Below are 13,137 nucleotides of genomic sequence, written 5' to 3' on the forward strand. Positions count from 1 at the left end.
ACTGAACCTAAAGAAAGGGTGGACTAAGTGTCCACCCTTTTCAATAATTCAACTTATATGGTTTTATTTATTTCCTTCCAAACACAACTTAACCAAATCATCCACATGAGCAGTTGCCAAACACTCGACCGTATCCGCCGCACCATAGTAGATCTTCACTTCCCCATCATCTTCCAGAATCATACCGCCTGGAAAAATAACATCGTTACGGAAGCCGCCTTCTGTTTCATAGCTTACCTCAGGCGCCAATAATGGTTCCTTATACAAACCGATTACCTTCTTCGGGTTATCCAAATCAAGGAGCATAATGCCCGCCGTATAGCGCTTTTTCCACGTCGGCTCCCAGCCATTTTTACCGCGGTTTGCATCGATATCAACGGCATGGATCGTCGTCAACCAACCCTTGGAAGTTCGAATTGGCGGTGCAGCAGGTCCAATTTTGTCATTCGCATATGGAACGTGCTCTACACCTAAGACAAGTTCCGTGTCCCCCCAGTATTTGAGATCTGGCGACTGCGAAAGCCATATATCAAATTGATCTTTCCCACGGCTGTAAACTGGAAAAGGACGTTCCAAACGCACATAATTGCCGTTAATCTTCTCAGGAAAAAGAACCATGTTCCGGTTGTCAGGCGCTGACATGGATATAATTTCGAACCGATCGAAGTCATCCGTTACCGCTATGCCGCCTCTGACGCCATGACGGGTATCTACTGCGAAGCACATGTAAACGCGACCATCCATCACGGTTAATCTAGGGTCGTAAACTCTAGTGATTTCCTMATCAGATAGCTTCCAACAAGGCTTGGCTTGTACATCCCAATGGATACCATCCTTGCTGTAGGCTAATCCCAGATCCGTCGTATGAGATGGCTCCAAAGTTTCATTTTTGACGGACCCGTGGTCATTACGGAACACCATGACGTATTGGCCTTGGAATTTGGTTACACCCGCATTGAATGTAAGCGCCGTTGGATATGGCACCGAATCTGCCGTTAAAATGGGATTCGCTGGATGTCTTGTTATTACCGAGCTTGATGTTAATGAACCGATCGTTAAGGTCATCTGTGTTCCTCCTTCAATCTTATCTATCATTAGGTTACAATAGGAGAGCGCAGGTTTCCTATCAATCCTTGAACAAACCTCTCATTTCTTGAATAGGCTGTGAATCCAATGACATTTCCAATCAATAAGCAATTGTCGGATTATCCGAATATCGGATCATTCCCGTTTCATTTATCTATTAATCGGGTTGATCTGCATTTCCCCAGCCATCGTCATGATTTTTTGGAATTCTCTTTGGTTGTTGAGGGCTCCGGATACGAAACCGTGAATGGTGAGGCACATCCGATGAAACCTGGAACCTTCACTCTGCTTCTTCCTTATCAGGTACATGAAATCAAGGCTAATCCCGGCAGTCCTTTAATCTTGTTCAATTGTATGTTCGGCATAGAGCTGCTTGGCGACCCGGCTGAGCGTTTGCTCCTGTCGGATAATAATCCGTTCCTGACTCACTACGACTTGAGCGTGGAACATAGTGAGATCTTGAGACAGAAACTTCAGGATATGCTTCGCGAATATGAACTTAACGACGACATTTGGAAGCCGCTTCTTTTAAAAGGAGAGCTCCAACGCATCCTTGCGTTCCTCCACAGGCTTTATCCGGGCAGCTCACAGCAGCCGAACATTTCTGATCTCCCATCCAAAACCGCGCTGCCATGGACCATAATGCGCTACATTTATACGCGATACAGGGAACCGCTCACCTTGGAGCAGCTCGGCGCCAATTTCCATTGTCATCCTTCCAGGGTGACTCAAATCTTGTCGCAGCATCTTGGCGTGACTTTCGTCGCGCTCTTACAAGAGACACGGATTCGGCACGCTTGCAGTTTATTATCATCCACCGAGAACAAAGTAACCGATATTGCTTTTGAAGTCGGCTATGAATCATTTGCCAGCTTTAGTCGTAATTTTCTTAAGCATGTAGGGGTTTCTCCGACCATATATCGCGCATCCATGAGAGCGAAGCTGAAGTGAATGACAATACAAATACCCGGCTGAGCGAGTGCTCTGCCGGGTATTTTCCTTTTTACATAGTCAAGTCAGGGTACAATCTTTCTTAACAGTTCTTCTACTTTTGCTTGCATCGATTGCACTGTTGTTTTCTTATATTGAAGACCAAGCCGAAGTACCTTCAATTGCTGTCTACGGGAAAGCTTTCGAAAACGCGGTTCACGTTTCATAAATTTACGAATGATCGTCCAGCTGTTGACTTCAATCCGATCTGGTTTCAGGTAAGGAACTTCATAAGGAAGCTGACGTTTACGAAAACGATTTATCAGCATTCCAAAGTTAGTGGAAATCTTGCTTTCATCTACGAGACATACGGCTCGATTTTTATTTGTGTGCTTTTTGAGGAAATCGAAATGCTGATGCCCATCTTGGATGATATAACCGCCATCTTTTTTACTTTTATTCACAATTAATACCTGCATAAGGTCTTGAGCAACTTTTTTTAACTCTTTTTTTCGTGGTGAGGTCTTCGTCATGTTACTTTCATGTTTAATCTTACTTAGAGGTAGATATTGCACGGTATATCTCAACTGTACCCCTCCTCGTCACTGATGCTTAATGTAATGTATTCGAAATGATTACCGTGTATGTGTTAAGGTCGAATCGTAACCCGGGTCTGGATGGGAACGAGATCTGCAAGCTGCAGGACATCCTCGTTGTACATTCGGATACAACCGTGACTAACTTCTCTTCCGATTGAGGAAGGATCGTTCGTTCCGTGGATGCCGTAATGGGGTTTAGATAAGCCCATCCAGAAGGCTCCGAATGGACCCCCAGGGTTGGGTTGTTTATTGATGATCCTAAATTCGCCTCTCGGTGTCTTCGTAACCATTTTGCCGATTCCTACCGGGAAAGACCGAACAACGATATTCCCATCAAGCAAATAGAGGTCTCGGTCGGACAAATCGACAATAATTCGATAGTGTGGCATTTTCTCGCCTCCTATGAACTATGCTATGCATGCCTAGTTAAGGAAGTGATAGGCTGCGCTATCCTGCCACAACGAGCAAAGGCTACCCATCGGGGCAGCCTTTGCAATCATTAGAGATCATTTCCTACCAGTTAAAATCTAATTCCAGGTGGATGATTCTTTGCTTCTTCACTCACCAAATCGCTAATCCGTCCAATAACTTTGAGAATACTCGGAGGACCGATGCCAACCTCTACGGTATATTCCTGTATGTCCCCTTTAATGGACCATCGTAGTGTCTCGGCCGATCCATCGCAAACTACGGAATCCTCCTCAACTGGGTTACGCTTCTTCTCCCAGTCGCCATCAAGGAGAATCTTTGCTAAGTTATTAAACACACGTTTAGGGACACTCCATTTGTGATGGCCCTGTAGAGCCACTAAATCCCCCTTGTATTCGATTATCCCAAGAGGCTCGAATTGAAGTTTATAATGCCCTCCCCCATACCGACCGAAATACTCAAGTTCTATCCAATCCAATTCTGACTTTCTATCCATTAAATCATTCCTCACTCTTAATACTTTGTTTTTAAATCATTACTAATTGTACTCACTTACTAATTCTCTTTTGCATTGAAACTATTTTAACATTTTCAGCATGCATATACGATGAGGTATTGTTACAATTGGCTGAGGTTTTTTTATAGATGACACTTTAACAAAATTGGCGTATCCTTCAAATGAGAGGTTGAACAGGGAAAAGGAGTGTAAACCATGGGTTTTATGAAGAAGTATGTTAGGAAGCACTGGAAGCTATTTCTGGTTGCTGTCTTTTTTGTCAGTATGGAAGCGCTTGCGGACTTGCTGCAGCCGACGATCATGTCTCACATTTTGGATGTAGGCGTTGCGGAGAAAAGGCTTGATTATGTGCTTCGCATGGGTGGTGTCATGCTGATTATCACAGCGTTCGGGGCTGTTGCCGCATCGCTTCGAAATATTGTAGCCAGCCATGTTTCACAGAAATTCGGCACAGAGCTCAGAAGTGATTTATTTGAAAAAATCCAATCGCTCTCATTCACGAATATTGAGCGTTTCGAACGCGCATCGCTAATTACGCGTTTAACGAGTGATATCTCACAGGTTCAAAATTTTGTAAATGGTCTCATGCGCATTTTTATTAAAGCCCCCCTCCTCTGTATCGGGAGTCTGATCATGGCTGTGCGGCTCAATATGAATTTGGCTGTCGTGCTGCTCATCGTGGTCCCGATCGTTGGTGTGCTCGTGGCATTGAACTTGAAAGTGGGTTTTGCACGGTTCGTTGGCGTTCAGAAGGCGCTGGACGGGGTCAATAGGGTCATGCGGGAATATTTATCTGGCGTTCGTGTCGTTAAAGCGTTCAATCGCTTCGACCATGAAGCAGATAAGTTCCAGAAGGCCAATACCGAATACCAGAACAACTCCATTCAGGTAACGAGGCTACTCGCTATTTTTAACCCATCTATCCTATTAACCGTCAATTTTGGGATCGTAGCCGTCCTTTGGCTTGGTGCGTGGCGAGTTAATCATAATCAAATGCAAGTCGGGCATATCGTTGCATTYGTCAATTACATGACGCAAATTTTGTTTGCGTTGATGACCATTTCAATGGTGTTCAACATGTTTGTTCGGGCCAAAGCATCTGCCAATCGCATCAATGAAATTTTCAATCAAGTTAATGAAATGACGTGGGCGGATACGGCGGTCCTCCCTGCTCAACGTCCTAGCGGCCGAATTGACTTTGTGAATGTGACGTTTGCCTACGAAGGGGCTGCTGGAGAGCCTGCTCTGAGAAATATCAATTTAACTTGCCTTCCCGGTGAAACGATAGGTATTATTGGCTCCACCGGCTCAGGTAAGAGCAGCCTCGTGAATCTCATCCCCCGTTTCTATGATACAAGCTCTGGTTCGATTAGCGTGGATGGCGTGGACATCCGTCAGCTGGACCCGCACAAGCTGCGAGACCGCATAGCGATCGTACCGCAGAACACGATTCTTTTCAGCGGCACGATTGAAGAGAATTTGCGTTGGGGCCATGAACAAGCAACGCGAGATGAGATTATAGAAGCTGCGAACATGGCAGAAGCACATAGCTTCATTGAGGCATTCCCGGAAGGATATGAAACCCGGCTTGGTCAGCGAGGCGTGAACTTATCCGGTGGTCAAAAGCAACGATTGTCCATCGCCCGTGCACTGATACGAAAGCCGGACATTCTAATTCTTGATGATTGTACAAGCGCACTGGACACGGCAACCGAGACGAATATTAAAAAAGCACTCAAGGAATTCGCATCTGGTGTCACCTGTTTGATCATTGCGCAGCGCATTACCTCTGTCATGGACGCGGATAAAATCGTTGTCATGGACGATGGTGAAATCGTGGGTTTTGGCACGCACGAAATGTTAATGAATAGCTGTCAAGTCTATATGGAGATATGTCAATCTCAATTCGGAAAGGAGCTGCCTCATCATGTCAAAGCCGAATGAGGGCTCGCGTCAACAAGCCCCCGACGTCCCGATGATAACGGGACCACTTGCTAGAGGCGGGCGAGCTCCGGTCGTGAAGCCTAAAAATTTTACAGGCACGTTGCGTCGTCTCTGGTCCTATATAGGTTCTGATCGAAAATGGCTGACAATCGTTTTTCTCTTCATTCTCGTAGACTCCGCATTGACGTTGGCTGGCCCTTATCTTATTGGTGTAGCTATTGACGCGATGGCAGGTGGTCAGGTTGACTATAGCGTCCTTGAAGTGGTGATCATCGTGCTGATTGCCACGTACATCGCAGATGGCGGGCTTATCTTCCTGCAGAGCTGGATCATGGCAGGGCTTGCTCAGCGTGTCGTGCAGCGACTTCGCCAAACCTTGTTCGCGAAGCTGCAAAAGCTGCCGCTTGCTTTTTTTGACGGACGTTCGCATGGTGAAATCATGAGCCGATTGTCGAACGATATTGATAACGTGAGCAATTCGATCTCGCAATCGACAACGCAGCTAATGACAGGCTCAATTGCGATCGTCGGTTCCTTAGTGATGATGTTGGTCCTAAGCCCTACTCTGACACTAGCGAGCCTCATTACCGTTCCGCTCGTATTCTTGCTGGCAAGAACGATTACCAAGCGTACTAGCGTGCTTTTCAAAGAACAACAAGCTCAGCTCGGCAAGTTAAATGGACATATTGAGGAAACGATTTCCGGGCTTCTCGTAGTCAAAGCATTCAATCGAGAGCGGAAAACGATCGATGAGTTCAATCGTGTGAACGATCGCTTGTACGTCGTTGGTTTAAAGGCGCAAATCTGGTCCGGTTTTCTGATGCCGCTCCTCAGTGTTATCAATAATATCGGCTTTTCCGCTGTTGCAATTGTCGGCGGCGTTCTGGCGGTCAAAGGACACATCACGGTCGGCGTCATTGCTAGCTTCCTGAGCTATTCACGACAATTTGTGAGACCATTGAATGAAATCGCAAACACCTATAACGTGTTGCAGTCTGGTGTAGCAGGGGCAGAACGTGCTTTTGAAGTGATGGATGAAACGGAGGAAGTGGAAGATGAACCTGGTGCCGTCGAGCTGCATAAACCAATCGGGCACGTCACTTTTCAAGACGTAACCTTCGGATATAGGTCGGATATGCCGATTATTAAGCAAGTCAGCTTTGAGGCGCCGGCAGGCAGCAGTCTCGCACTCGTTGGTCCCACAGGTGCAGGAAAAACGACAATTGTCAATCTGGTGACCCGATTCTACGATGCAACAAGCGGTACGATCTTGATTGACGGAAAGGATATCAAATCCTATACCCGCGATAGTCTCCGCCGCAGCTTTGGGATCGTCCTTCAGGATACGTATTTGTTCTCAGGTACGATCATAGAGAATATCAAATACGGCAAGCCAGAAGCGACAGACGCTGAAGTTATTGCGGCAGCTAAGCTTGCGAATGCAGACGCCTTCATCAGCCGCTTGCCTAAGCGTTACGATACGCCGCTCTCCGAAAACGGTGGTAATTTAAGTCAAGGGCAGCGTCAATTGCTTGCGATTGCACGGGTCATTTTGGCAGATCCTTCCATTCTCATTCTGGATGAGGCGACGAGCAGTATTGATACACGTACCGAACTTCATATCCAGGAAGCCCTACTCTCCATCATGAAGGGGCGCACAAGCTTTATCATTGCGCATCGACTCAATACGATTCGGAATGCAGATACCATTATGGTTATTGACCGCGGCGAGATCGCCGAGCAAGGTAATCACAGCTCGTTAATGAACCAAGACGGCACGTATTCTCGGATGTTTGCCAATCAATTTAAAAATCTCCAAATTTCTTCGGAATAATCGCAAACAAACAGAAACCCCCGGCCGGCATGCTGGGGGTTTCTGTTTATATTGAATACGTGAAAATTATGTAAGTGTTCTTACTGGCGATCCAGCTAGATAGGCCTCAATGTCCTCAACCACGTCTTTATAAAAAGCCGCATAATTCGCTTTCGATACATAGCCGATATGCGGTGTAGTGAGAAGATTCGGAAGCGATCGGAACATATCGTCCTTGGGTAAAGGCTCCACTTCGAACACATCTACCGCGGCGCCGGCAATCCAGCCGTTCTGTAACGCCTGCTCTTTCTTTTGTTAAATTCTGGCTCCATGCCATGACATCCATACCGAATGCCTGACCGAATTTAGCAATCTTGCTGCCCAATTTGCCAAGTCCTAGTACACCAAGTGTCTTGCCGTACAAATCCGTTCCAATCGTGCTTTGCCATTGACCACTGCGAATTGCATTGTGCTCAAAAACAATGTTGCGTGCGAGCCCTAAGATCAAAGACCATGTGAGCTCAGCAGTCGCATTCCCTGCTCCTCCCGTACCGCAAACAATTACACCTTTCGATGCGGCTGCGGTCATGTCAACCGACGCATTGCGCATGCCTGTGGTAATTAGCAGCTTCAGTCGAGGTAGCTGGGCAAGCAGCGATGCGCGGAAAGGCGTCCGTTCTCGCATGATCACGATAATTTCGCAGTCGGCGATCTGTTCGAGAAGCTCTTCCTGATCATCAATATGTCGATCTATTACTTTGACCTCTACCTTATCCATAACCTGAGACCAATCCGCGGAGGTCAAAGCCACTTGTTGGTAGTCGTCTAATATCGCACAGCGGAGCTTCATAGTAAGCTTACCTCCTTCATAATCGTCTTAGTTGCTTATACCTTTGGGTAATCAACAACAATCACATTTTCCAGAATACCATCCAATGATTTAACAAATTCCTGATGAACGGGATGCGGACCATATGAACGCAAAGATTCAATATCTTCAAAGGTTACCCGTAATCCGAGCGTGTATCCATGCATATTATCCGCTTCTTCTGTTTCATTAATTCCTGCACTTATGTCAATGATTCCAGGGATTCGATCCCGAAACGTGAGCAATTGTTCCAGCAATTCCTGTTGTTTGACTAGTGTGATATTTGTATTGAACTTGAAAACAACGAGATGTTCGTACATCGATAAATTGCTCCTTTTTATTGACCGATTCATTTAGATTCCATGCAAATCTTCCCGCGCGTTCACAATTCTGAAGCTATCACCCGTGTCTTCCATTTCGTATAGTTTGCAACGCGATTCTGGCATTTTGAACGGCTGATGGAGGATTAACATCCAGGTTCCTTCCCATGTTCGGAACAGCATTCCGTGACCACTGTCTTCTTTCACCAAAGGGGGCAATTGTTCCCATGGACCCGCCAGTTTGCCTGTTTTTGACCGCGCAATCGTCTGCACATAACTGCCAGACTGATAGCTCGACCAAAGCATGCACAGATGACCGCCCGAATTTCTGTACAATTGGCATCCGTCCGTTACGTAAACACGAAGGTCGCCGTCGATGAGATCATCTTCGTTTGTCCAAGGTGCTTCTGAAGCGTTGAACAGATGAATCGGTTCTCCAACCGCTTCGGTTAAATCATCTGTTAGTCGTACGGCTTCGATTGTACCGTCAATCGTTTGAATCCACTCATGACAATAAACCATCCACGGTACCCCGTCCTCTTCCACATATAATGTCCCGTCTAATGTCATCATCGTTTCAGGCAGCACGTGTGTATCTTCTTTCAACATGCTGAACGGTCCTTCCGGCGAATCGCTGACGGAAATGACGGTGCCCCTCCAATGTTTGGAATACCCATTGATCGGCGCACCTTCTAGTTGTCTGTCCTTATTATGTAACGTAACGAACAAATAGAAACGCCCCTTATATTCATGGACTTCAGGCGCCCAAGCGCCATGCTGCGGATCAGCCCATCCGCCATCAGGAACGGTGAAAACAACAAAGGGGCCTTCCCACTCAGTTAAATTCGTGCTTTTATAAGTGATGACCCCGTAACGTTCCATACCGTTCAGACGAGGTGACCCTCCGGTATACAAGTAATAAGTACCGGTTCGGGTGTCGGCGAATACGAACGGGTCGTGTGCGGGGATATCGGCTAGTCGGTGTCCCTTTTGTGGTTTATTTACATCGCTGGCTGCATTATAGACTGGCAACTGAAATCAACTCCTTTTTATTATGAAGCACGTTCACCTTCCTAATTGGGTTATTTAGGTATTCGTGATTGCATAAGTAAGTCCTCCTCCTGGTCTATTTACTGGAAATTTGTTACAAGCCCCCTTAAATCCACGAACGAACAAGAATACTATACAGACGTGAATGCCACCTCCAAGCCATGCCTTACTACAATCTAAGGAGGAAATATGTAATGTTCAAACAGTTCGATAAGTTATTTGGGATTGACCTAGGTACATCTAATACCGTTATTTTCGAAAAAGGAAAAGGAATTGTTCTAAACGAACCATCGGTAGTCGCATTCGATCAACATACTGGAGAGCTATTGGCCGCAGGCTCTGAAGCGCAAGCGATGATTGGCCGAGCTCCTGGACATGTGGATATCACGTATCCTTTAATTAATGGCGTAATTGCTAATTTTGACAAGACAAGCATCATGTTAAAATATTTTATTAAGAAAATCCAAGGAAGATCCTCTTTTCTAAGAAGCTCGCAGATTTACATCACGGTACCTTGCGGCATAACGAATGTCCAAAAACGGGCAATTGAAGAAACAATCGTCCACAAGGGGGCCAAAAAAGCGATCGCTGTCGAGGAACCAATTGCCGCTGCCCTCGGTGCAGGACTAATGCTTGACGAACCTATTGGTCACTTAGTACTCGATATCGGTGGCGGCACATGCCAAGTAGCCGTTTTGTCTCTTGGGGGCATTGTCGCGAGTCATACGATAAACCGGGGAGGATTATCGATTGATCGTGACATTATGGATTATGTGAAACGACAATATAACCTGGAAATCGGGGAACGAACGGCCGAACTTATTAAAAAAGAAATTGGAACAGCCATTACTACATCGAATGAACGTACGATTGACATCCGGGGACGCAATTTGGTTGATGGTTTACCCCGATCGATCCKGTTGGTCTCGAGTGAGATATACACGGTGGTCAATGATTTCTTAGGTGAATTGATCGAAGCGATTCGGGCAACGTTAGAACTTTGTCCTCCCGAACTTGCAGGCGATGTCATGGAACAAGGGATATTGCTTTGCGGAGGCGGCGCATTATTGGAAGGGATTGATGAACGGATTCGCGCCGAAACTGGGGTTGCCGTGCATATCGCGGATCAGCCACTTGAATGCACGGCGCTGGGTACAGGCATGATGCTCGGTGTGTATAGATCGAAGAGTAGTCCCAACACACTTGAGGCTACGTCGCATGAAGAAAAAGAGGCTGTTAGTCTGTGAGAAAACCTCTATCGAGGCCATTCAAGAAGAGCGACCGCGTTTAGAGGTAGGTTTTATCGCCAAATAGAAAGACGTTTTCGGGAACCGAAAACTTATACTTTCTATTGTGGTAAAAAAAACGTAGTATGTGAGGCATTTGCCCACAAACTACGTTTTTTTTTGAATTCATGCCAGGGCATTCATTCCATTGAAGTCCCGGTCCATATCGGCATGATAACTTTGATTTCTGTGCCATCTGCGTTACTGTTTATGATCTCAATATATCCGCCGTGAGAATTGATGATCCGTTGGGAAATCGACAATCCTAGGCCCATGCCTGTTTTTTTGGTTGTATGAAATGGTGTGAAAATGCGATCCCATTCAACTTGGGGAATTCCTGATCCGGTGTCCGTAAATAGGATATGGATTTCATTGTCCTTGGTTATGTATTCAATTTTGAGAATTTTAAGATCTTTACCCACCATGGCTTCAATACTGTTATTGATTAGATTAATGAAAACTTGTCTGACTTTATCTTGATCTATCGACACGTTTATATTTTTATGTGATTTCAACTCTATTGTTACGTTGTTTTCTTGCGATTTTATTGAAGTTAAAGCAATGGATTCTTGGATAACTTCCAATATGTTGGCTGCTTCTGTCTCTATTTTTCCACTTTTTATAAAATGGTTATAATTGGAGAGAATGCTGTTCATATGTTCACCGGCAATTTCAATATGACTAACCATCCCTTTGGCTTTTAGATCCAATTGCTCGTTTCGTGCTAATAGATCGGAATACCCTTTTACAACGGTTAACGGGTTATTCATTTCATGTATTAATCCTGAGGTTGATATCTCAATTTGTTCTTCTTTTTCTTTTCTTTTTAAAATTTGAGAGGTTTCTCTTATCATCCTTGTGCTCATATGAACAAAAATAAAGAAAATAATGATTGAAAAAATCATGACCGCAATTTGGCTAGAATAAATGAATGTGCCTGCCTGTAAATTTAATACCCCGATCAAATACGTTAAAAGGAAAGTAAGGCTGAATAGTGTTAGGAAATTCCTTACATATTTATCGGTTACTTTTCTACTTGCAATAAGAGTCAGTACAATACTAACGATCAACAATTTTATGTGGTTAACAAATAAGCTGCCCCATTCACCATAGATCGGATAGAGCACGGTAATATGATTGCCGAAGCCGTCAATATTCTTTAAACCTAATACACCGTAATCTGTCCAATTAATCATATAAATGAAAAGGGACCATGCCCCGTAAAGGCTGAGCGTGTATTTGTTTATGATCCTGTTCATCCATTTCGCTTCTTCTTTGGTTAGATATTTTAGAGTTACATATCCAACATACAGAAAAGCCGGGGGAAGCATGATCGAACCAATCCGAAATAACTTAAACAGAAAGAATATCCAATCCGTATTCATGACATCGTTGCTATATAAAACACTAACATCCAATTGCCATATACTCATAAAAATCATGAAAATTAACATCGCGTTCGTGAGTTTTGTTTTAAATAACATTTTACAAGACATTCCTAAAAAGAGAGGAACTAAAGACATGGCAGCCATAAGTATAAAATTCATAAATGAACCTACTTTCGATATCACAATTGGTTGAGCATTTCCGTTATATACATGAGATGTTATTGCGATATCTAGCATATTCTTGAAAAAAAGACCTACAACGGATTATGGTTGTAAGCCAGGTTTTATGAAAGTTGGTCGTTGTTAAAAATATTACACGACTTGTGAATTATAGCATATCTCCTATTCCCGTGGAATAGGACTTATTACAGTTTTGAACTACTTCTGATCATAAACCAGCATTTTTTTAAGCAAAATATCCGAGGACACATAAGGCATCCCTGCACTTATTCGGCAGATTTCCTCACTGCTACCTGAGTTTATGCCTTCCCTAGTTGTGAAAAATAGAGAAAATCCAAGCTGTCTCGCATCCTCAACTACCGATTGATTGTATTCCCCTAATGGGAAACAGAGGAATGAAAGTTGATTGTGAAGCTTGGTCTTCAGAAACGCCTCACCTACTATCAAATCTTCACTTACACGTTGCTTCCTCTCCTGTTCTGTTTCCGTTCGTTTCTCCTTAGGCAAGAAGAGCCGATTAGTCATTGGAGGAACTAAATTCCCTGCCTCATCCCGCTTTTTCTGATGAAGATCATAGGTATGCGAGTAAAAGCTATAGCCATCGCGTTTCATTTCAAGAATTTGAGTCCAGGTCAGAAATGGCAAAGAAGGATTATCGGAGTCAATATCGCTCACGATAAGAAAATTCGTCGCTGGATAGCCCATCTGCTTAAGCAAAGGATAGGCT

13 protein-coding genes and 1 pseudogene are annotated in these 13,137 nt (G+C 44.6%); 4 read left to right on the plus strand and 10 right to left on the minus strand.

What is annotated here, in order from left to right:
* Positions 1-63: 63 nt before the first annotated feature.
* Complete coding sequence (locus AC1DVJ_RS24515; RefSeq protein ID WP_477594276.1) at positions 64-1,065, minus strand: glycoside hydrolase family 130 protein; 1,002 nt, start codon at positions 1,063-1,065, stop codon at positions 64-66.
* A 108-nt stretch (positions 1,066-1,173) separates the two neighbouring features.
* On the opposite strand from AC1DVJ_RS24515, the gene AC1DVJ_RS24520 reads away from it, so the two are divergent.
* Complete coding sequence (locus tag AC1DVJ_RS24520) at positions 1,174-2,037, plus strand: helix-turn-helix transcriptional regulator (protein ID WP_477594278.1); 864 nt, start codon at positions 1,174-1,176, stop codon at positions 2,035-2,037.
* Between the two features lie 65 nt (positions 2,038-2,102).
* Here the strand turns inward: AC1DVJ_RS24520 and AC1DVJ_RS24525 are convergent, their stop codons facing one another.
* The 3 genes from AC1DVJ_RS24525 to AC1DVJ_RS24535 all read right to left on the minus strand — a co-directional run bounded on the left by AC1DVJ_RS24525 (position 2,103) and on the right by AC1DVJ_RS24535 (position 3,540).
* A complete protein-coding gene (locus AC1DVJ_RS24525; RefSeq protein WP_477594280.1) occupies positions 2,103-2,603 on the minus strand; it encodes a hypothetical protein in 501 nt (166 codons plus the stop codon).
* Positions 2,604-2,665: 62 nt separating this feature from the next.
* Positions 2,666-3,004, minus strand: a complete 339-nt coding sequence (locus AC1DVJ_RS24530) for a L,D-transpeptidase (protein ID WP_477594282.1) — start codon at positions 3,002-3,004, stop codon at positions 2,666-2,668.
* Positions 3,005-3,135: 131 nt separating this feature from the next.
* The gene (locus tag AC1DVJ_RS24535; protein WP_477594284.1) at positions 3,136-3,540 is read right to left on the minus strand and encodes a hypothetical protein; all 405 of its coding nucleotides are present in this window, start codon (positions 3,538-3,540) and stop codon (positions 3,136-3,138) included.
* A 216-nt stretch (positions 3,541-3,756) separates the two neighbouring features.
* Here AC1DVJ_RS24535 and AC1DVJ_RS24540 point away from each other — a divergent pair, with 216 nt between their 5' ends.
* Entirely contained in the window at positions 3,757-5,505 is a 1,749-nt protein-coding gene (locus tag AC1DVJ_RS24540; RefSeq protein ID WP_477594286.1) for an ABC transporter ATP-binding protein, read from the plus strand.
* Between the two features lie 31 nt (positions 5,506-5,536).
* Positions 5,537-7,339, plus strand: coding sequence for an ABC transporter ATP-binding protein (locus AC1DVJ_RS24545; RefSeq protein ID WP_477594302.1), 1,803 nt, complete (start codon positions 5,537-5,539; stop codon positions 7,337-7,339).
* A 66-nt stretch (positions 7,340-7,405) separates the two neighbouring features.
* Here the strand turns inward: AC1DVJ_RS24545 and AC1DVJ_RS24550 are convergent, their stop codons facing one another.
* The 4 genes and pseudogenes from AC1DVJ_RS24550 to AC1DVJ_RS24565 form a co-directional block, all read right to left on the minus strand.
* Complete coding sequence (locus tag AC1DVJ_RS24550) at positions 7,406-7,579, minus strand: hypothetical protein (protein ID WP_477594288.1); 174 nt, start codon at positions 7,577-7,579, stop codon at positions 7,406-7,408.
* Between the two features lie 103 nt (positions 7,580-7,682).
* Positions 7,683-8,168: pseudogene (locus tag AC1DVJ_RS24555) on the minus strand (NAD(P)-dependent oxidoreductase); the annotation flags it as partial.
* A gap of 35 nt (positions 8,169-8,203) precedes the next feature.
* Entirely contained in the window at positions 8,204-8,506 is a 303-nt protein-coding gene (locus AC1DVJ_RS24560; protein WP_477594290.1) for a Dabb family protein, read from the minus strand.
* 33 nt (positions 8,507-8,539) lie between these two features.
* A complete protein-coding gene (locus tag AC1DVJ_RS24565; protein ID WP_477594292.1) occupies positions 8,540-9,538 on the minus strand; it encodes a glycoside hydrolase family 43 protein in 999 nt (332 codons plus the stop codon).
* A gap of 212 nt (positions 9,539-9,750) precedes the next feature.
* Here AC1DVJ_RS24565 and mreB point away from each other — a divergent pair, with 212 nt between their 5' ends.
* Positions 9,751-10,803 (plus strand): rod shape-determining protein MreB, encoded by a 1,053-nt coding sequence (gene mreB / locus AC1DVJ_RS24570; RefSeq protein ID WP_477594294.1) that lies wholly within the window; start codon positions 9,751-9,753, stop codon positions 10,801-10,803.
* Between the two features lie 179 nt (positions 10,804-10,982).
* Here the strand turns inward: mreB and AC1DVJ_RS24575 are convergent, their stop codons facing one another.
* Positions 10,983-12,467, minus strand: a complete 1,485-nt coding sequence (locus tag AC1DVJ_RS24575; RefSeq protein WP_477594296.1) for a sensor histidine kinase — start codon at positions 12,465-12,467, stop codon at positions 10,983-10,985.
* 141 nt (positions 12,468-12,608) lie between these two features.
* On the minus strand, positions 12,609-13,137 hold a 529-nt coding region (locus AC1DVJ_RS24580; RefSeq protein WP_477594298.1), incomplete at its 5' end, for a polysaccharide deacetylase family protein.

This window comes from Paenibacillus sp. P4_A9 (genome assembly GCF_056402415.1).

Coding starts and splice junctions, on each gene's coding strand:
- AC1DVJ_RS24520 (WP_477594278.1), top strand. CDS start 1,174: ATGACATTTCCAATCAATAAGCAATTGTCGGATTATCCGAATATCGGA.
- AC1DVJ_RS24530 (WP_477594282.1), bottom strand. CDS start 3,004: ATGCCACACTATCGAATTATTGTCGATTTGTCCGACCGAGACCTCTAT.
- AC1DVJ_RS24535 (WP_477594284.1), bottom strand. CDS start 3,540: ATGGATAGAAAGTCAGAATTGGATTGGATAGAACTTGAGTATTTCGGT.
- AC1DVJ_RS24545 (WP_477594302.1), top strand. CDS start 5,537: ATGATAACGGGACCACTTGCTAGAGGCGGGCGAGCTCCGGTCGTGAAG.
- AC1DVJ_RS24560 (WP_477594290.1), bottom strand. CDS start 8,506: ATGTACGAACATCTCGTTGTTTTCAAGTTCAATACAAATATCACACTA.
- AC1DVJ_RS24575 (WP_477594296.1), bottom strand. CDS start 12,467: ATGCTAGATATCGCAATAACATCTCATGTATATAACGGAAATGCTCAA.